Source organism: Nesterenkonia flava (genome assembly GCF_031432335.1).
In the GTDB taxonomy this organism is placed as follows: domain Bacteria; phylum Actinomycetota; class Actinomycetes; order Actinomycetales; family Micrococcaceae; genus Nesterenkonia; species Nesterenkonia flava.
Genome location: NZ_JAVKGT010000042.1, coordinates 1 through 18,919, shown reverse-complemented (window position 1 = coordinate 18,919; position 18,919 = coordinate 1). Strand labels below are relative to the sequence as shown.

At 65.3% G+C, this 18,919-nt stretch carries 18 protein-coding genes and 1 pseudogene; 12 read left to right on the top strand and 7 right to left on the bottom strand.

Translation table 11 applies throughout. From position 1 onward, the window contains the following. Nucleotides 1–329: 329 nt before the first annotated feature. Both RH857_RS12380 and RH857_RS12375 read right to left on the bottom strand, forming a co-directional pair. Complete coding sequence (locus RH857_RS12380; protein WP_310538282.1) at nt 330–497, bottom strand: hypothetical protein; 168 nt, start codon at nt 495–497, stop codon at nt 330–332. Then, nucleotides 472–1,029: a hypothetical protein gene (locus RH857_RS12375; RefSeq protein WP_310538281.1), complete on the bottom strand. Its 558-nt coding sequence runs from the start codon at nt 1,027–1,029 to the stop codon at nt 472–474. The genes RH857_RS12380 and RH857_RS12375 overlap by 26 nt, the downstream gene beginning before the upstream one ends. 190 nt (nt 1,030–1,219) lie before the next feature. Here RH857_RS12375 and RH857_RS12370 point away from each other — a divergent pair, with 190 nt between their 5' ends. The 3 genes from RH857_RS12370 (at nt 1,220) to RH857_RS12360 (ending at nt 4,647) form a co-directional block, all read left to right on the top strand. Beyond that, complete coding sequence (locus tag RH857_RS12370) at nt 1,220–2,938, top strand: hypothetical protein (RefSeq protein WP_310538280.1); 1,719 nt, start codon at nt 1,220–1,222, stop codon at nt 2,936–2,938. Between the two features lie 144 nt (nt 2,939–3,082). Next, entirely contained in the window at nt 3,083–3,661 is a 579-nt protein-coding gene (locus tag RH857_RS12365; protein WP_310538279.1) for a bactofilin family protein, read from the top strand. A gap of 134 nt (nt 3,662–3,795) precedes the next feature. Further along, a complete protein-coding gene (locus RH857_RS12360; RefSeq protein ID WP_310538278.1) occupies nt 3,796–4,647 on the top strand; it encodes a zinc-binding alcohol dehydrogenase family protein in 852 nt (283 codons plus the stop codon). A gap of 84 nt (nt 4,648–4,731) precedes the next feature. On the opposite strand, the gene RH857_RS12355 is transcribed toward RH857_RS12360, so the two are convergent. Both RH857_RS12355 and RH857_RS12350 read right to left on the bottom strand, forming a co-directional pair. Further along, the gene (locus RH857_RS12355) at nt 4,732–5,781 is read right to left on the bottom strand and encodes an NAD(P)-dependent alcohol dehydrogenase (RefSeq protein ID WP_310538277.1); all 1,050 of its coding nucleotides are present in this window, start codon (nt 5,779–5,781) and stop codon (nt 4,732–4,734) included. Between the two features lie 129 nt (nt 5,782–5,910). After that, nucleotides 5,911–6,477 carry a thermonuclease family protein gene (locus RH857_RS12350; protein WP_310538276.1) on the bottom strand — a complete coding sequence of 189 codons (567 nt, stop codon included), beginning with the start codon at nt 6,475–6,477 and terminating at the stop codon, nt 5,911–5,913. Between RH857_RS12350 and RH857_RS12345 the strand changes: the two genes are divergently transcribed. After that, the gene (locus tag RH857_RS12345) at nt 6,461–6,613 is read left to right on the top strand and encodes a hypothetical protein (protein WP_310538275.1); all 153 of its coding nucleotides are present in this window, start codon (nt 6,461–6,463) and stop codon (nt 6,611–6,613) included. The two genes, RH857_RS12350 and RH857_RS12345, sit on opposite strands and share 17 nt — an antisense overlap. 395 nt (nt 6,614–7,008) lie before the next feature. Here RH857_RS12345 and RH857_RS12340 read toward each other — a convergent pair whose 3' ends face one another. Then, a complete protein-coding gene (locus RH857_RS12340) occupies nt 7,009–7,653 on the bottom strand; it encodes an HAD family hydrolase (protein WP_310538274.1) in 645 nt (214 codons plus the stop codon). A 223-nt stretch (nt 7,654–7,876) separates the two neighbouring features. Between RH857_RS12340 and RH857_RS12335 the strand changes: the two genes are divergently transcribed. The 4 genes from RH857_RS12335 to RH857_RS12320 are packed head-to-tail and all read left to right on the top strand — an operon-like array spanning nt 7,877 to nt 12,126. After that, nucleotides 7,877–9,295, top strand: a complete 1,419-nt coding sequence (locus tag RH857_RS12335; RefSeq protein WP_374761170.1) for a DEAD/DEAH box helicase — start codon at nt 7,877–7,879, stop codon at nt 9,293–9,295. A 43-nt stretch (nt 9,296–9,338) separates the two neighbouring features. Next, the gene (locus RH857_RS12330; RefSeq protein WP_374761169.1) at nt 9,339–10,334 is read left to right on the top strand and encodes an ABC transporter ATP-binding protein; all 996 of its coding nucleotides are present in this window, start codon (nt 9,339–9,341) and stop codon (nt 10,332–10,334) included. A 2-nt stretch (nt 10,335–10,336) separates the two neighbouring features. Continuing rightward, nucleotides 10,337–11,113 (top strand): ABC transporter permease, encoded by a 777-nt coding sequence (locus RH857_RS12325; RefSeq protein ID WP_310538272.1) that lies wholly within the window; start codon nt 10,337–10,339, stop codon nt 11,111–11,113. Between the two features lie 17 nt (nt 11,114–11,130). After that, nucleotides 11,131–12,126, top strand: coding sequence for a COX15/CtaA family protein (locus RH857_RS12320; protein WP_310538271.1), 996 nt, complete (start codon nt 11,131–11,133; stop codon nt 12,124–12,126). A 375-nt stretch (nt 12,127–12,501) separates the two neighbouring features. Here the strand turns inward: RH857_RS12320 and RH857_RS12315 are convergent, their stop codons facing one another. After that, the gene (locus tag RH857_RS12315) at nt 12,502–13,176 is read right to left on the bottom strand and encodes a hypothetical protein (protein WP_310538270.1); all 675 of its coding nucleotides are present in this window, start codon (nt 13,174–13,176) and stop codon (nt 12,502–12,504) included. Between the two features lie 84 nt (nt 13,177–13,260). Between RH857_RS12315 and RH857_RS12310 the strand changes: the two are divergent. Continuing rightward, nucleotides 13,261–13,548, top strand: a pseudogene (locus RH857_RS12310) (transposase); the annotation flags it as partial. Between the two features lie 6 nt (nt 13,549–13,554). Here the strand turns inward: RH857_RS12310 and RH857_RS12305 are convergent. After that, on the bottom strand, nt 13,555–14,712 hold the full coding sequence (locus tag RH857_RS12305; protein ID WP_188686895.1) for an IS30 family transposase: 1,158 nt from the start codon (nt 14,710–14,712) through the stop codon (nt 13,555–13,557). Between the two features lie 104 nt (nt 14,713–14,816). On the opposite strand from RH857_RS12305, the gene ccsB reads away from it, so the two are divergent. The 3 genes from ccsB (at nt 14,817) to RH857_RS12290 (ending at nt 18,234) form a co-directional block, all read left to right on the top strand. Next, nucleotides 14,817–15,788, top strand: a complete 972-nt coding sequence (ccsB, locus tag RH857_RS12300; RefSeq protein ID WP_310538269.1) for a c-type cytochrome biogenesis protein CcsB — start codon at nt 14,817–14,819, stop codon at nt 15,786–15,788. 152 nt (nt 15,789–15,940) lie between these two features. Beyond that, the gene (gene cmtR / locus RH857_RS12295) at nt 15,941–16,300 is read left to right on the top strand and encodes a Cd(II)/Pb(II)-sensing metalloregulatory transcriptional regulator CmtR (RefSeq protein WP_157321368.1); all 360 of its coding nucleotides are present in this window, start codon (nt 15,941–15,943) and stop codon (nt 16,298–16,300) included. Further along, nucleotides 16,297–18,234, top strand: a complete 1,938-nt coding sequence (locus RH857_RS12290) for a heavy metal translocating P-type ATPase (RefSeq protein WP_310538268.1) — start codon at nt 16,297–16,299, stop codon at nt 18,232–18,234. The genes cmtR and RH857_RS12290 overlap by 4 nt, the downstream gene beginning before the upstream one ends. Nucleotides 18,235–18,919 lie beyond the last annotated feature (685 nt).

The following is an 18,919-nucleotide window of genomic DNA, read 5'->3' as shown; positions in this document are numbered from 1 at the left end:
GTCAAGACAGACCCCCACACCGGCGAAATCCCAAATTGACAACTATAGGAGCATCTGTCAGTGGATCGCGGAATATTGCTTTCGATATGGACCTGTCGTGCGGGCATAAAAATGGCCCCGCCGTAGTGGAGCCTTGGTGTGTGGTGGTGCGGTCAGGTGCGCTCGATGGCGTCGGCGCGGTCGTGGAGCCAGTTGCTGTCTTTCCAGAGGGCGTCTCCCAGCTCCTCGGCGCGGTCTCGCGCCTCAGTCATAACTCTCCTTGAATCTCTCTGCGCGCTTCTGTGGCGCTCGTAGGGGTCTGGGTGGGTGATTGGACCAGGGTGGCGCTCCTAGGCGCGACGCTGGGGCGTGTAGCCGATGGCCTGGTCGATGAGCCGGTCACAGTGGGCCAGCCGCGCCCGGTATCCGTCCCGGCGGTCGGCGGTGGCGGTGGCCCACATGGCGGCGAAGTGCTCACGGGCAACCAGCAGGTCAGAGAGGGAGAATGTCTGGTGCACCGGTCACCTCCTGGATCATTTCCGGGTAGGCGTTCACCGGGCGCCGGTGCAGGCTGTAGGCCACCTGGTACCCGGTACGGAGCCCGCACGAGTCCCAGTCATGCCCGTACTCCTCGTACATCGGCAGGCCGTCGCTGAGCTTCAGCTTCCGTACGACGACGCCGGTGATGGGTAGCTGCAGGTCCATGGGCACGCCGTGGCGCTTGTTGTCGGTGCTAATCCATCCGACGGCACCCTCGGGCAGTCGCCCCTTGATGTGGTTGTGCCGGTTGGCGGCGTGCACAGAGTGCGGCAGCCACATCTTGTACTCTCTGCCAACCATGGGGTAGTGCGGGTACCCGCGCTCAGCGTCCCGGCGGCGGTACTCGTCCTCCTGCTGCTGCTCCTTCCCGGCGGTACTCAGCATCCCCTCCGGGATAGTGACGCCCTGTTCTGCCAGCGCCAGGATCTGCGTGTATGACAGCTTGGCGCGGAGCAGATAGTCCGTGATCGTGACCCGATCACCAAGTGCCGGGGTGAAGTTCTCGGTCATGGTCTTGTCCTCCTTGGGGGTATGCGAAAGCCCCAGCACTCGGCCAGGGCTCAGGGTTTCTTCATGCGCTTGTTCTTGAACGCGGCCAGCTTCGCCGCGATGTGTGGTGGCGGTGGGCCGCCCTTCCGTGGTCGTGGTTTCTCCAACTCGGCCAGGTTCTTGCACGAGCCTCAAGCGCCGAGCTGATGCCTTGACTGCAGCAGCCGAAGTCCGCGCCGGCCATGCCGGAGCCGGGTCTGTCCTGGACCGGGTGGCGCTGCCGCTGATCCACTCGCTGGATGCGGTGCTGGGACACGCGCATCGTCTCGGTTCCGCTGCTGCTGAACTGACGCAGCACCGTGGACAACTGCTCCGCATCACGCAGGAAGCCGAAGAACTGACGGATCTGCCTTCCGTTGCCCTTCTCAGGCGGTGGAAGGCAGTGGAGGAGCAGATCGCTTCGATGTGTCTGAGCGCAGAGAAGCGTCTGCGGCGTCGCGCGTTCGCCACCTCCGGGGTGAGCGATGACCCCTCTGTTGAGGAGCGTGTCACCGCCCGCATCCGCGCCAGCAGCGCGAGCACCGCGGAATCACTGGATGAGCTGCGTAGCGCGCTGGACCTCCCCGTCGGCGAGGCTGACCCCCTGCGGGCCAGCGAATCGCTCCTGGCAGTGCTCGAACAGCAGCGCGTGGGCCACAGGTCCTCGGCCGCTGCCGTCGCCCCGACGCTGAACCGCGAACAGCGGGCTATGGGAGCCGGCGTCGTCCTGGTGCCGCTGGTTGCGGCACTTCTTGCCGGAGCACTGGCGGTGCAGCAGGAACAGCCCAACACTACCTACGGACGCACCCTCACGGGAGACCGGCCTCTCGCCGGGCTTCAGATTGTCGGGGACCTCTCCGCCCTGCCGCCGTCCCCGCAGCGGAGGACCTATGAGATGCCCACTCATGAGGAATCGCTCACGCTGGAGTTCATCCGGGACTCCATGGACACCACCCTGAGGTTCTCCCATACCGCAGCGCTGCTGCCAGATGACCTTGAGCTGACCGTGGCCCTGCTGCCCCTGGAGGACTACCTCGACTACGCCCCTCATCCGGACTGGGATGACTACCTCCAGATGGATTACGGGGACCTCATCCTCGCGTACCAGGAGGTCAAGCAGACGGTGGCGCAGGAGTATCCACAGGTGCTGGACGAGCGCACCGGAGATGTGGCCCTGGGACAGGGAATTCTGCCGATCTGGATGCTCCCGGATGGGGAGCTCGCCATGGGGTATGCGCTCACGGGTGAGATCAGCACGGGCGTGGACAGCCGGCTGGGAGCGTACTACTTCAACGCGACTGAACCCCGTGTGCTGGCCACCGACGACTTCCTTCTGGGGGATGACATTTCATGGGAGCTCACGCAGCTGGGACGTGCGCTGGAGTACAACCATCAGGAAACGGCCAAGGTCGGCAGCCAGGAGGTCTTCTGGCTCACTGCGCTCACCGTATGGACGGGAGTTCAGACGTTCCTGCTCATCGGCGCCGCCGTCCTAGACACGGTTCGACGACGCCGGGGCACCAGGCAGGCTCGTGAGCTTCTGTCTGAGCTGCGTGGACGCCTGGAACAGCTAGCCCTGGGACTGGACCTCTCCAGGCTCGATATGGTCGCGGTGCTCGGCAGCCGCAGCATCTCGGACGGCCCCGCCTCGGCAGGCACCGCCACGGAAGGACGCGCGGAGCAGGCGGATCAGCGTCTCTATGAGACCGCACTCGTGACAGCCTGGCGCGAGCTGGACGACCTGGAGCTCACTCCGAGGCCGCAGCAGCGCGGCGAGCAGTGGACTCAGCGCGTGCAGCATGCTGCCCAGCTCATCGACACCCTGTCGGTACGCGACGTCAGCGTCAGAGACCGCGCCGCCCAGTTGCTGCGGACGCATCAGATCCTCTGAGACTGCACCTGTCCGCTACCTCTCGTTCACCACGGCGTCACCCTTTTCTCATCGGTCTCTCACGTACGTCTCACAGTGGCTCAGTACTTTCAGAGGTATCCACTGGAGAGCAGCTCCGTGGACCGATCCGAGAGGACACATGTCATGAAAATTCGTCGCCTTGTGACGGCCGGTGCCGTCGCCGCCGTTCTGTTCACCGGAGTCCCCACCGCCGCCATGGCAGATGACGACATCAGCCGTAAGGGCAACTACACGGTGCCGGCAGGACGCACCATTGACGGCAACATCACGGTGCGTGAAGGCACCGTCACCATCCGGGGCACTGTCGATGGCAATATTCGCCAAATCGGCAAGGGCAACGTCATCATCGCCAAGTCGGGCAAGGTCGATGGCAACGTCACCGAAAGTGGGTCTGGCTCCGTGCGGGTCGAAGGTGAGGTTGACGGGAACGTCACCGAGGCCGACGCCGGCGATGTCGCGGTGGCCCGCGGCGCGGAGGTCGACGGCAACGTCACCGAAAAGGCAGCCGGAACGGTGAAGATCTCCGGAAAGGTGGACGGAAACGTCCAGGAGTCCGGTACGGGACACCTCTACCTCTACAAGACCGCCCGTGTGGACGGCAACGTCTCCGAGAAGAACAACGGCAACCTCTACGTCTACAAGGGCGCAAAGGTTGACGGCAAGATCTCCGAGAGCGGCGCCGGCAAGCGCATCAACCGTTAAGAGGGGCCCTTACGGGCTCTTCCGTATCCCACCAGTGGGAGGGTCTTTCAGGCCCTCCCACTGTCTGCACTTCCCCGTGCTAATGATTGCGCCACTATCGGAATGGTTTGCGCCGCAATCCGGTTGCTCTGTGCATGGCTGATACACCTGATGCCCCATCCACCATGGAAGCCCTCGTCGTCGTTGACGGCGACCAGGGCACGCCGCATTTCGCTTCGCAGATCCTGCCGGTACCGGAACTGGGCCGCCACGACCTAGTCGTGGCGGTACGCGCAGTCTCGGTGAACCCGGTGGACACGAAGGTGCGCATCGGTGCTGCCCCACAGCCGCAGCCTCGGGTGCTGGGCTGGGATGCCTCCGGCGTCGTGGTCCGCGTCGGAGCCGAAGTCAGCGGATTCGTCCCCGGGGACGAGGTCTATTACGCAGGTGACCTCACCCGGCCGGGCACCAATGCCTCCCACCACGTGGTGGACTCCCGGGTGGCAGCGCATAAGCCCGCCAGCCTCACCGTGGTGGCTACCGCCTCTCGTCAGGAGAGCCAGAACTGGTGCCGTGAGCTCGGCGCTGATCACGTCATCGACCATCGCTCCTCCCTCGCGGGGCAGCTGCAGGACATTGCTCCCGCCGGGGTGGACTACGCGTTCAGCGCGTTCACCGATGGCCAGGAGCATAAGATCGCTGAGGCGATGGCTCCGCAGTCCAGCCTGCTGGTTATCGATGATCCTGAAGGCCTGCCCACCAGCGCGTTTAAGCCCAAGTCCATTGCGCTGCACTGGGAGTTCATGTTCACCCGCACCATGTTCCAGACCCCGGATATGGCCCGTCAGGGCGAGATCCTTGCGCAGGTCGCGCAGATGCTCGACGCCGGCACGCTGGTCACCACCCTGGGTGAGACTCTGGAGGGGCTCACGCCTGAGACCCTGGCCCGGGCCCATGAGCTGCTGGAAACCAGCCGGACCACCGGCAAAGTCGTCATCGTCCGCTGAGGGCCTTACGCCCCCCCGCTGCCAGCTTCGGCAGCGGGGGCACGCGCTCGCGAGGGCGTTTGCTCTGCGCTCTCCAGCAGCGCCTCAGGCTGAGGCGAGAGTGGAGGTATCGATGACGTAGCGGTAGCGGACCTTGGAGGCCAGGACGTTCTCCCAGGCCTCATTGATCTGTTCGGCGCTGATGAACTCCACCTCGGGGGTGATTTGGTGCGTGGCGCAGAACTCCAGCATCTCCTGGGTCTCAGCGATGCCGCCGATCATGGATCCGGCAACTTTCCGACGGTTGACGAAGAGCGTCATGGTGTCGATGCTCATGGGCTTCTCCGCCACCCCCACGGTGACCAGGGCGCCGTCGAATCGCAGCATCCGCAGAAACGCATTGAGGTCCACGCTGGCAGAGACGGTGTTGAGAATCAGATCGAACTCCGCGTGCAGGGTCTCGAAGGTAGCCGGGTCGCTGGTTGCGTAGTAAGCGGAAGCCCCCATCGCAAGACCGTCCTCCCTCTTGCTCAGTGTCTGGGAAAGAACGGTCACCTCTGCGCCCATCGCGTGAGCGATCTTGACTGCCATATGCCCGAGACCGCCCATTCCCACGACGGCGACCTTGCTCCCGGCCCCGACCCCCCAGTGCTTCAGGGGCGAGTAGGTGGTGATGCCCGCGCACAGCAGGGGTGCGGTCTTGGAGAAGTCCAGGCCGTCCGGAATGCTCAGGACGAAGTCCTCGGTGACCACAATGCTGCTCGCATAGCCGCCCTGGGTGATGGTGCCGTCCCGATCCGGGGCGCCGTAGGTGCCGATCATGCCCTTCTCACAGTGCTGCTCAAAACCCGCCCGGCAGGCGTCGCATTCACGGCAGGAATTCACCATGCAACCCACACCCACTCGGTCCCCCACCCGGTGGCGCGTGACCTTCGCGCCCACGGCCGAGACGACCCCGGCAATCTCGTGACCAACGGTCAGCGGATAGGGTACCGGTCCCCATTCCCCACGGACGGTGTGGATGTCCGAGTGGCAGATTCCCGCCCACTGGATATCGATGACCACGTCGTAGGGGCCCGGCTCTCGGCGCTCCACCGTGCCCGGCACCAGGGGTCCATCCGCCGTGTGGGCCACCAAAGCAGGAACTGCAGACATGGGTTCTCCTCAAAAAATCGATCACAAACAGTGCGACTCCACTCAACCACGTGATCCCTCACGCTGGGAGGGCATGCAAGCACCCCCTTGAGGTAGCGTCCCTCACGCACTGCTGAGCCTGGAGTCCAACTAGCCGTTGCCTTCGCAGCCGACGCCGTCGCCGTCGGCATCCAGTCGATGCACATCAGAGCCGATCACCCGGACGGGAAACGTGATGTCGGAGCAGTTGATGTCCGGCGGATACACCGGAACGCACGGCATGTAGTTGGGATCGCAATTCTCCCCCACCGGCGCCTGCGGCGCGGCCTCCGAGGACACCGGCGGAGCCTCCACCGGACAGGTGCGAAGCGGGGTCAGCGCATCGGCGTCGACATAGTCCGGTTGCCGCGGGTGATAGCCATAGCCGTCACGCGAGTCGTAACGGGAGATCGCCAAACCCTCTTGAATGAGCGTCAGACCCGCATCGGTGCCGTCGACGTCAACATAGCGAAGCAAGCGGTCATAACGGTCCCGGTCCTCACCGGCTCTGGTGAGAGTGACGGACTGCCCAAGTACCAGTTCGCTCATTCGGGCTGAAGCAGTGTCGAAATGACACTCACCGCGCTCGGGACTGTCGATGCCGAGAAGCCGCACTCGTTCGCCGTCTGCCAGCTCCAGGGTGTCACCGTCGATGACTCGCGTGACCACGGCCGTCATGGTGGAGTTCTCCTGCGTCGGTGAGGCTGACGGCGTCGGGCTGGGCGTCACCGTGGCACGGGCCGAGGGCGTAGGCGAAGGCGATGGTGACCCCGACTCCCGGGGTGTGGGCGTCCTCGAGGATGCGTCGAGTTGACCCTCATCATCCTCAGCGGAGGCACTGGCCGTCGGCGAGGACTGAGGAGTGGGTTCGTCGGCCTCCGTGGGTGCCACAGCATTGCCGATGGCTCCCAGCACGATGATGAAGAGCAGCAGTAGGACGAGGCAGCCGCAGCAGGAGCGTCCGGCGCGGCCTTTCCCCGGTCCGGTACTTGCAGGTGCTGGTGCAGAAGCAGCGTTCCTCGGCGTGGTCATGACGTCCTTTCACCACGCGATGTGCTCATCGGTGACGCGATCGTGCCTTGTCAGCGGCGCTGCTCGGCGAGCCGGCTCCGCTTTCCCCTCAATGGCCGTAATCGTAGCGGAGCTCGGCGAGGTTCCCGCTGACGACGCTCTCCAGGACACTCGGGGCGAGGTCATCAGCCCCCACGATCACGCCAGGATGAAGCGCAGAGTGCCCGAACCGGCCTCCACCAGGGCACCGGTGAGATCCTCGACCACGACGCTGGCGTCCCTCAGCTCGTGGAGCGGGTGAGAGGTGCCTACACCCAGCACGGTCGCCCCCGCTGCGAGACCCGCCTGGACCCCGGCGGGTGCGTCCTCCACCACCAGACACCGTCGAGGATCGCAGTCCAGTGCTGCCGCCGCCATCTGATACCCCTGGGGATCCGGTTTGCCACGTTCGACGTCTCCTGCGGCGATCATCACCTCTGGTAGGGGAAGTTGTGCCACCTCCATACGCCGGCGCATGACCTCTTCGGCGCCGGAGGTCACCGCAGCCCAGCGCCCGGTCGGAAGGCTGGCCAGCAGCTGCGGCACTCCGGGAAGAGACGTCACACCCTGGATATCGGAAAGCTCCAGCTCCAGCAGTTCGCGTGTCGCTTCCTCGATCTGATCAGCCGGCAGGAAATCTGCCACCGTGTCGCGGGAGCGACGCCCGTGGCACACACGTAGCACCTCCTGGGCATCCAGTCCGTGCCGCGCCGCCCACGTCTGCCAGTTCCGCGTGACCGCGGGTGTGGAGTCCACCAGAGTGCCGTCGATGTCGAAGAGGATCGCCTCAATGTCCCAGTGCATACTCCCCACGCTACGCAAACGCGGCCCCGACGGCTGAGTCGAGGATCACGTGGCACGTCCGCCCTGGACAGCGCCCTCACCTGTAGACTGGGGTGATCTGGAGGCAGCCCAATGGCTGCTCTCCTGCGTCGTAGGGCACTCCCGAAGAGTTCCGGCTGCGGCGAACTCTTTCGAAAGGCTCTTTCTCATTTCTGATTCACCCGTCACTTTCGTCGACCTCAACGTGCCCGCGCCCCTGGTGCAGGCCCTGGCCGCCGACGGAAAACTCATTGCGTTCCCCATCCAGCAGAAGACACTGCCGCACACCATGGTCGGCAAAGATGTGCTCGGCCGCGGTAAGACCGGCTCCGGCAAAACCCTGGCCTTCTCTATTCCCGTCGTGGCACGCCTCGGCGCCGACTCGCCGAGCGGCTCCCAGGCACGACGCCGTCCCGGCCGTCCCACAGGTCTCATCCTGGCGCCCACCCGCGAGCTCGCCACTCAGATCAACGCCGTCCTCGAGCCGCTGGCTGCCGCCTACGGCCTGAAGACCACCACGATTTTTGGCGGCGTGAGCCCCAAGCGTCAGATCGATGCCCTGCGGGCCGGAGTCGACGTCGTCGTCGCCTGCCCCGGCCGTCTTGAGGATCTCCTGAATCAGAAGGCGCTGACCCTCGAAGACGTGCAGGTCAGCGTGCTGGATGAGGCCGATCACATGGCTGACCTCGGCTTCCTTCCCGGCGTCACGAGAATCCTGGCCCAGACCCAGCCCACAGGCCAGCGACTGTTCTTCTCCGCCACGCTGGACAACGGCGTTGACAAGCTCGTCAAGCGCTTCTTGCACGACGAGGTGCTGGTTTCCGTGGATGAAGCAACATCCCACGTCCCCGCCATGACGCACCACGTCTTCGAAGTGCACCCCGACCATAAGCGTGACCTGGTCAAGACCTTGGCCTCCGGCACCGGCCGGCGGATTCTCTTCACGCGCACCAAGCACCAGGCCAAAAAGTTGGCCAAGCAGCTCACCACCGCGGGCACACCCGCTGTGGACCTGCACGGCAACCTCTCCCAGAATGCTCGTGACCGCAACCTGGCCGCCTTCGGTTCCGGAGAGGTCAAAGTCCTGGTCGCCACGGACGTAGCAGCCCGCGGGGTGCACGTGGACAACGTGGAGCTCGTGGTGCACGTGGATCCGCCAGCAGAGCACAAGGCCTATCTGCACCGTTCCGGCCGTACAGCGCGCGCCGGCAGTAGCGGCGACGTGGTCACCGTGATGCTCCCCGAGCAGCGCTCCGACACTGAGACTCTGCTGCGTAAAGCCGCGGTGAAGACCCGGCCCGTGCCCGTGACCAGTGACTCTGCCGAGGTCACCGAACTGGTGGGCGATTTTGCTCCCTATGTGGAGCCCGCACCGGCCCCGGCCCCACAGCAGGGCCGACGACGTCCCGCTGGCTCCGGACGCCCCGGCGCCGGTCGCGGCGGATCCGGACGCAGCAACGCAGGACGTGGCGGAAGCGCCGGTGGCCGTGGTGGCTCCGGCGGCGGGCGCGGCGGCTCAGGCGGGCGCAGCGGTTCGGGTGAGCACGGCGGCGCAGTGCGCCCCGGTTCTCGCCAGGGCGCGCCCAGCGGAGGCGGTTCTCGTCGTCGTCGCTCGTCATCCTGAGTCGAGTCGCCGTTTTCTACGCCGTGTAGAACTGTAGAATGTGATGGTGCCCCAGCAAGCCGCCTGCCTCACCCTGACCCAAGTGCGTTATGCCGTCGGCTCCGGTCCTCGACGCCGGGGGGCAGAAGGCGCCGCGGTCAAGGAGATTCTTGCCGGCGTCGACCTCACGGCCCGGCGCGGTGAAGTGACCGCCCTGATCGGCCCCAACGGGGCGGGCAAGACCACGACGCTCTCCTGCGCGCAGGGGCTGCTGCGCCCCTCCGCGGGAGAGGTACGCCTACTGGGGCAGGATCCCTTCCGGGCCGGTGCCCAGCTGCGCGCCCGGGTGGGGGTCATGCTTCAGGACGGCGGTCTCCCCCAGTCGGTGCAGCCCAAACGGCTGCTCGCCCATGTCTCTCGCCTGCACCGCGACCCTTGGCCGCTGACTGACCTCATTGACCGGTTGGATCTCGGCAGTTTCCTGACCACTAATATTCGGCGGCTCTCCGGCGGACAGAAGCAACGCGTGGCGCTGGCCGCTGCGCTGGTGGGGCGTCCGGAACTGGTGTTCCTGGATGAACCCTCCGCCGGGCTGGACCCGCAGTCCCGGCAGATGGTCTTCGAGCTTATCGAGCATCTACGGGGACTGGGCCTGGGGATTGTGCTGACCACCCATCTGCTGGAGGAGGCCCAGCGGTTGGCCGATTCCGTGTTCATTCTCAAGGACGGCGTCGTCGTGCGTCACGGCACGGTGGCAGAGCTGACCAACGGTCATTCCTCCTCCCATGAGGATGATGCAGCACCGACCTCCCGCCGGCTGGTCTTTGCCAGTCCTCGCATACTCACCCGGGCCGAGCTCGAGTCCGCGCCGCTGCCGCTGGAACTCGACGGCGACGCCAGCAATAAAGCCGGTGCGCGGTGGGCCGTCTACGGAGTCACCTCGCCCCAGCAGCTCAACGCCCTGAGTCAGTGGTGGGAAGCCATGGACCTCATGCCTGCCGAGATCAGCTTTGAAGCCCGCACTCTCGAAGATGTCTTCTGGGAGGTCTCTACCCCATGAGCATGACCGCTTCCGCACACGACGACGCCGTCCCGCAGGCTATCCCGGCCCCCGCACCAGTCATCACGCGCGTACTGGCCCACGGTCTCTATGAGACCCAGAACGTGCTGCGCAACGGTGAGCAGCTGCTCGTCTCCCTGATTCTTCCTCTGCTGGTGCTCTTTGGGGTGCACCGGCTGGAGCTCATCACTGATGGCTCCACCCCCAGTATCGACATCGTCACCCCCGGCGTGCTGACCTTGGCGGTGATGGCATCGGCTTTCACAGGTCAGGGCATTGCCACCGGCTTTGAGCGCCAGTACGGGGTCTTGGCGTATCTCTCCACGACCCCCTTAGGGCCGGTGGGGCTGATACTCGGCAAGGCGGTGGCCGTCCTGGTGGTCGTGGTGATTCAACTGCTGGTTCTCGGCGGTGCAGGTCTGGCCCTGGGCTGGTCCCCCGAGATCTCCGGGATCGCGTGGTTGGCTCTCGGCGTCGTCCTGGGTGCTGCGGCATTCACGGCGCTGGGGCTGCTGATTGCCGGAACCGTGCGCGCTGAGGCGACCCTGGCTGTCACGAATGTGGCCTGGGTGCTCATGGGCGCGGCTGGCGGTGCCGTGTTCCCGCTGTCCCTTGACGGAATCGCGGGCTTGTTGATCCTCCTGCCGTCGGCCGCCTTGGGCGAGGCCTTGCGCACCGCCACCCTGGACGGCGCAGCGCAGGTGACGGCGCTCATCGTCCTCGCTGGCTGGGCCGTACTGGCCGTGCTGGCTGCCCGTCGCTGGTTTACGTGGAAATAATCGAGAAGGACTCCTCCATGATCGAAGCTCTTCGTCAGAAGCTCCCCACCCGTATTACCCGCACCACCGTGGTGCTGGCCTGGGCCACGCTGATCAGCAACATCGGCATCATCCTCACCGGCGGGGCCGTGCGACTCACCGCTTCTGGGCTTGGATGCCCGGAGTGGCCACGCTGCACTGCCGACTCGTGGACTGCCACCCGGGAGATGGGCATGCACGGAGCCATTGAGTTCGGCAACCGACTGCTGACCTATGTGCTCATTGCCATCTGTGCCGCCATGTTCCTCGCGGTGGTGCGGCTGTGGCGTACGCATAAGCCGCTGGGGGTCATGTCGATCATTATTCTGGCCGGCATCCCGCTCCAGGGCGTGATCGGTGGAATTACCGTCTGGACCAACCTCAACCCTTGGGTGGTGTCTCTGCACTTCCTGGCCTCGGCGGGACTGGTGATGGTCGCGACCATGCTGCTCAATCGTGTACGGCATGAAGTCGCCAGTGATGGGTCACCGGCGCTGCCACTGGTCAATGGGGGGCGCGACGGTCTGACCCGCGGGCTGGCTCCAATCATTCTGGCGGCAGCCTGGGCTGCCGTGGTGCTGGGAACCGTCGTGACCGGCACCGGACCCCACGCAGGTGATCCCGGATCACCCCGGCATGAGTTCAACGCAGAGCTGGTGACACGAATGCATGTGGTGCCGGTGTATGTACTGTGCGCTGCCGCCGTCGTGCTGGTAATCCGTCAGGCCACGCTGCAGACTTCTGGGGCCCAGCGTCGTGCCGCATGGTTCCTGGTCGCCGTGATCCTGTTCCAGGGCGTGATCGGCTACTGGCAGCACTGGACCGGCCTGCCCATCGGGCTGGTGTGGCTGCACATGCTGGGCTCGGCCCTGACCATGGTGGCCGCCACGGCCGTCTTTGACCGCTACCGCGCCCAGTACCGCAGCCGCGGCCTGGGCGACCCGGCTGAGCCGCTGGCGCAGGAAGCCGCTACAGTGCCGCAAGGGCTAAAGTAAGCAGTCATGAACCAGCGGCTTGAGCTGGGAGTGCTTCGACTTCGGCGGTGAGACCGTAGAGGCTGACCATGGCGAAGCTTCTCGCCGCACTGCTGTCTGACCAGGAAAGTTTGAACCTCTAACCTGGTGGTGGGCCTGCAAGCCAAGGCACCGCGTATTTCTCCCACAGCCCCGCAAAGCTCAGCATCACAAGCGCGGTAAAAACCCATACCAGACGCACCAGCGCTAGGACGACGAAGCACAGCGAGTCCTTCCAGCCAGAGCATTTGTTATCCGTACTCGCTGGCAAAGATGCTCCCGACTCTAGCGACTGCTGACCCAGCAGCCGACGGTGACGCGGGCGGCGGCTACGGACTCCCTTGACTCATGCATCGTCTACCACGGTTCCCACTCGGCCCTGGCCCGTGAGGCTTCCCAGTGCCGGTCGTAGATCTCCTGCTCGCTCATTCCTGGGTGCCGAATCACCGTACTGGTCTCGAGGCCTTCACAGCAGAGGTGGAACTCATCAAACAGGTCCCAAGCACGCATCTCGATGAAATCAGGGTGGCATTCGGGATCAGGGAGAGGTTCGCCTTCCGTCCAGTTCTGGGGCCACCCGGCAGGGACGTGGCCGGCATTGGCTGCAAGGGCGGAGGGGTCGCTGCATTCGACCACCACCTCATCCGCCGGGCAGTACTGCGCCATTCTGGCCTCGCTTAAGCGAGAACCCTCCTCCACCCAGAGGACGTGTGTTTCCAACCACTCAGCGAAGCACTCCGGCATGCTTGCCCCCTCCGCCACGTTCGCCTCCGTGAAGCGCTCCGTGGGGATGTTCTCGGTAAAGCGCTCACTATCCACCAGCTCACGGTCACCGATGGGGCCAGTCCGGACCCCGGAGGGAACGTAGTCAGGTCCGGGGTAGGAACCCTCATCCTGAGGGTCTACGTGGGCAGACTCGCTCGCGGTGACCGCGTAGGCACTTGGAGGCGACTGCGGAACATCGTGACCAGCACTGCAGGCAGACACCCCCATAGCAACCGCCCCAAAGAAGCCCAGCATCCGTGCCCTCATGAGACAAACTTACGAGAAAACACGAGGAAGTGAAGCGCCCTGGGTTTGTTGGAGACTCCATTGCTGGGAAAGGATCATGGAGTCATGCCAGAGCAGAAGAATCCCGGAGTCGCCTCTACGCGGCGGTACTCACAGCAGGAGAAGGAAGCAGCAGTGCGGATGGTCCTCCAGCTGCGTGAAGAGTTAGGAACTAAGAACGGTTCGGTCAAGCGGGTAGCGGATCAGCTGGGATTCGGTGTTGAGTCAGTGCGTAAATGGGTCCGGCAGGCTGAGATCGACACCGGCCAGGTGGCGGGGACCACTACCGAGCAGACTGAGCGGGAGAAGGCTTTGGAGCAGGAGAACCGTGAGCTGCGCCGGGCTAATGAGATGGCGAATTCAAGGGGTCAGCGCAAGGAGTTCCGTGAGCTTCTCTCCAGGGGTCCTGTAGCCAAGGGTCTTTCGTGGTCGACTGTTGAGACTGGCCTGGATCGCTTCCAATTCGGTGCGGCTGTGACGACTCAGGTCGGTGCCCTTGGGCAGGTACTGGCGCAGCAGTCCGTTGGTGTTCTCATTGGATCCTCGTTGCCAGGGCGAACGAGGATCGCAGAAATAGATAGGGATGCCCGTGGCGGTAGTGAATTCCACGTGCTGGGCCATTTCGGCGCCCTGGTCCCAGGTGATTGTCTGAGCCAACCTCGTTGGAAGCGATGTGATCGCTTCGCGCATCGCCTGCTCGACCTGGGGCGCGCTCTTGCCCTCGGGAAGATGCAGCAGCAGGGTGAAGCGTGTGTGCCGCTCCACTAACGTGCCTACAGCGCTGCGACTGTTCTCTCCTAAGATCAGATCGCCTTCCCAATGGCCTGGAACAGCACGGTCCTCCACCTCAGCGGGCCGGTCACTGATCATTACCATTCCGGGCAGACGGCCGCGGCGTTCGGTGCCAGTGCGGCACTTCCGCGCGGTCCGGCCAGAACGCAGACACCGTGTCAGTTCCCGGCGCAGAGCGCCGCGCCCCTGGACGAAGAGGCTCTGGTATATCGTCTCGTAGCTCACATGCATCTCAGGATCATCGGGATACTCCAACCGTAGCCGCGATGCGATCTGCTGTGGCGACCATAGCTGTTCCAGGCGTTCAGTGACTTCGTACGCCAGGCGCTCAGAATGCAGCTTCATCGGCTTCGGGCGCCGGGACTTGGCGCGGGCGTTCTCATGACACCACCATGCGGAATAAGAGGCCCGTCCGCCACCTCGAGCGACTTCCCGACTGATCGTGGACACTGAGCGCTGCAGCGCCTCGGCGATCAGGCCCAGCGAGTCGCCACGGCCGAGCCCGACCATGATCTGTTCCCGCTCTCTGATGCTCAAGTACCCACGGCGAGGTTCCCACCCATAAGGCTTGGCTTCGAGATGCCGACCAGTCCGCACCATCAGGCCGACCAGTGGAGCGCTGCACCCGATCTCGCGAGCGATCTCCACGAGCTTCCACCCCTGTTTGTGGAGCCTCAGAGCAAGCTGCTTTTGTTCCTGACTGAGATGTCCATGCTTACCCTGCATCGGCGTCCTCCTGGTGAGTAGTTCTCGGACTATCTCACGAGGACGTTGCGCTGACCCCCTGAATTCGCCATCTCGAACTGCAAACTGCACTCGACGAGTTCTCCGTGATCGCCGTCTGGTCGGCGATCACACTCTATGTGCTCGCGTTCGTCGCCTTCGCCTACGACCTCTCGCAGCGCGCATCCCTCGCCCCCGCAAAGCAGCGCGGGACGGTGCTCGTGGGAGCTGCGACGGGCGCCGCCCCCGCGCCGCCCGCCCCCGAACCGGCCGAGCCGAGTCTGCGAGTGCCGGCCTCGGAGCGGTCTCGCCGATACTGGGCGCGCCTCGCCATCGCGTTCACCGGGCTCGGCTTCGTCCTCCACCTCGCCGCGACGATCCCGCGCGGCGTGGCGGCCGAGCGGGTGCCGTGGGCGAACATGTACGAGTTCGCGCTAATCGGCACCCTGCTCATCATCGCCGTTTACCTGGCGGCCGTGCGTTGGTTCGATCTGCGGTTCCTCGGGGTGTTCATCGCGGGCATGGTCGTGTTCTTCCTCGGTGGGTCGGCGATGTCCTTCTACGTCGAGGTGACGCCGCTGATGGATCCACTCAAGAGCATCTGGCTCATCATCCATGTCTTCGTCGCATCGCTCGCGACCGCGCTGTTCGCCATCGCAGCAGGGCTCTCCACCATGCAACTGCTGCGGGCACGGCGCGAACGCCTGCAAGCGCAGGGGGAAGGGTCGGTCGAGCAAGGGCGCGGCTATCTCCGCACGCTCCCGAACTCCGACGCGCTCGAGACGCTCGCCTACCGCTTCGCGATCCTCGGATTCATCTTCTGGACATTCACCCTCATCGCCGGGGCGATCTGGGCGAACGAGTCATGGGGCCGCTACTGGGGCTTCGACGTCAAAGAGGTCTGGACGTTCGTGATCTGGGTGCTGTACGCCGGCTACATCCACGCCCGGGCCACGCGCGGCTGGCGCGGCACGAAGTCCGCCTGGCTGTCGCTGACCGGGTTCGCTGCGGTGCTCTTCAACTTCACCATCGTCAACCTCTTCTTCAAAGGCCTGCACGCCTACTCGGGCATCAGCTGAACACCGGGCGAGACATCCACGTGGAACTGCAACCGGACCTGTGCGGGATCGGCCGTGACCAGGTTCCGCACCGAAATGATGCCGTAGCCCTCAGGCCGGCGCTCGAATCTGTGATTTGGCGCCAGGTCAGCATCCACTGTATAGTTCAGTGCATGCTGACTATTGCTTCACGCCTCGATGTCATGAACCGGCTGGGCCGGGCCATGGCCGACCCGACGCGTTCCCGGATCCTGATGTCCCTGCTCGATGCTCCGAGCTACCCCGCGGTGCTGTCCCGTGAATTGGAGCTAACCCGTTCGAATGTCTCGAACCACCTGACGTGTCTGCGCGATTGCGGCATTGTGGTTGCCGAGCCCGAGGGGCGGCAGACTCGTTACGAGATCGCCGACCCGCATCTGGCGGCGGCGCTCGTGGCGCTGGTGGATGTGACGCTGGCCGTGGACGAGCAGGCGCCGTGCGTGGACGCGGCGTGCACGGTACCGGGCTGCTGCGCAGCGGAGGCGGACGCATGAGCGCGGCGTGCGGCTGCGACGAGCCGACCACAACATCCGTCGGCGAGGCTGAGGAGATAGCGCGTCCGTGGTGGAAGGACCGCGGAATCTTGGTGCCGGTCTTCTCCGGCGTCGCGTTCCTCGCCGGCCTGATCACCGAGTGGTCCGGCGCAGACACCCCGGCTCTGGTGCTGTTCTGGATCGGCCTGCTGCTCGGAGCGTACACCTTCGTTCCCGGCGCGATCCGGAACCTTTTCACGAAGGGCAAGCTTGGGATCGGGCTGCTGATGACGATCAGCGCGCTCGGGGCGGTGATCCTCGGCTACGTTGAGGAAGCAGCGGCGCTGGCGTTCCTGTACTCGATCGCCGAGGCGCTGGAAGACAAGGCGATGGACCGGGCCCGCGGCGGCCTGCGGGCGCTGCTGAAGCTCGTGCCAGAGACTGCGACCGTGAAGCGCGACGGAGCCTCGGTCGAGGTCGCCACGAAGGACCTCACGGTCGGGCAGGTGATGCTGGTGCGCCCCGGGGAGCGGATCGCGACCGACGGTCTCGTCCGGGCGGGCCAGTCGAGCCTGGACACCTCGGCCATCACCGGCGAGTCGATCCCGGTCGAGGTCGCACCCGGGGATGAGGTCTCCGCCGGGGCGATCAACGTCGCCGGCGCGTTGGAGGTCGAGACGACCGCGGCGGGCATGGATAACTCGTTGACCACGATCGTGGAGCTGGTCGAGCAGGCCCAGGCAGAGAAGGGCGATCGTGCCCGCATCGCCGACCGGATCGCGCGCCCGCTCGTCCCGGGCGTGCTGATCCTCGCCGCGCTGGTCGCGATCATCGGCTCGCTGCTGGGCGACCCGGAGATGTGGATCACCCGCGCGCTCGTCGTGCTGGTCGCCGCCTCGCCGTGTGCGCTGGCGATCTCGGTGCCGCTGACGGTGGTCTCCGCGATCGGCGCGGGCAGTAAGTTCGGCGTGATCATCAAGTCCGGCGCGGTCTTCGAGCGCTTCGGCACCGTCCGGCACATCGCCGTCGACAAGACCGGCACCCTCACCCGCAACGAGCCCGCCGTCACCGCGGTCCTCACCGCCGACGGCGTGAGCGATGCGCAGGCGCTGGCCTGGGCGGCCGCGCTGGAGCAGCACAGCACGCACCCCCTCGCCGCGGCGATCAGCGCCGCCGCACCCGACGCTCCCGCGGCTACAGATGTGACCGAGCTGGCCGGGCACGGCATCGAAGGCACCCTCGACGGGACGCGGACCACGGTCGGCAGCCCTCGCTGGCTCGACGCCGGCGGACTTGACGACAGGGTCGCAGGTCTCGAGGAACAGGGCATGACCGTCGTGATCGTGCACCGCGACGGGGCACCGGTCGCCGCGATCGGCGTCCGTGACGAGCTGCGCCCCGAAGTTCCCGAGGTCGTGCGCATCCTCGCTGACCAGGGCATCGGCGTGACCATGCTCACCGGCGACAACGCCCGCACCGCGCGCGCTCTCGCCGCGCAAGCCGGGATCGACGACGTGCGTGCGGAGCTGCGCCCCGAAGACAAGGCGACCGCGATCGGCGAGCTGTCGAAGGCGGGATCGGTCGCGATGATCGGTGACGGCATCAACGACGCCCCAGCCCTCGCAGCCGCGGACATCGGCATCGCGATGGGAGCGACCGGCTCCGACGCGGCGATCGAGTCCGCCGACGTCGCGTTCACCGGACACGATCTCCGCCTCATCCCGCGCGCGTTCGACCACGCGCGCCGCGGACGGCGCATCATGAACCAGAACATCATCCTGTCACTGCTGATCATCATCGCGCTGCTCCCGCTCTCCCTGTTCGGAGTCCTCGGGCTCGCCGTCGTGGTCCTGGTCCACGAGATCGCGGAGGTCATCGTGATCCTCAACGGGCTACGCGCCGCCCGAGCCAAGAGGCCCGCCGTTGCCGCGGCGACGCCGTCACCGGCCACCTGATGCTCGCGACCATCGGCGCAGCGATCGGCCTGTTCGCGGCGACCAACATCGACGACATCGTCGTGCTCACCGTGCATTCATAAGAACAGGGTGAGATCTCAGACATAGCTCCGCATCAGGACATCGTGGACACGGCGGAGTTGTAGCGGACGAAGTTGATGTGCTTAATTCCGGGTTCGGGAAGTCGATACTTGGCGATGATTCTCCAGAGAGCCGTGCCGGCCGTATCAGCGGTGGTGCGGCGTCCCTCGCCGCATGCCCTTTGCAACGTCGGCGACTATGGTCCTGGCGTTGATGCTCGGCGCCGTAAGGTAAGTTCGCCTGGGGCGACCAGCACACAACGCTCCCTCGTTCTCCGCTTCGGTGCAGTCTCGGCCATGATGTGCTGGCAGATGCATCGCGCAGCCCGCTCACATACTCGTCCAGAGTGCTCTCGCTACAATAGGTTTGTGTTCCAAGCCCTCCGAACTGCCCGCATGACGCGGCGACGTTTGACGATGAGGGCTACGACGCTTCTCCTCGCCACCATCGTCGCCGTCGTGGGCCTCTGGTGCGCGAGCCATGCGGATGACCTCGGGCTCACCGCGCCCGCGGCGACTGCGATTGCAAGCCCAGTAGGCGTAAACGGCGTGAAGCGCCCTGGGTTTGATGGAGACTCCATTGCTGGGAAAGGATCATGGAGTCA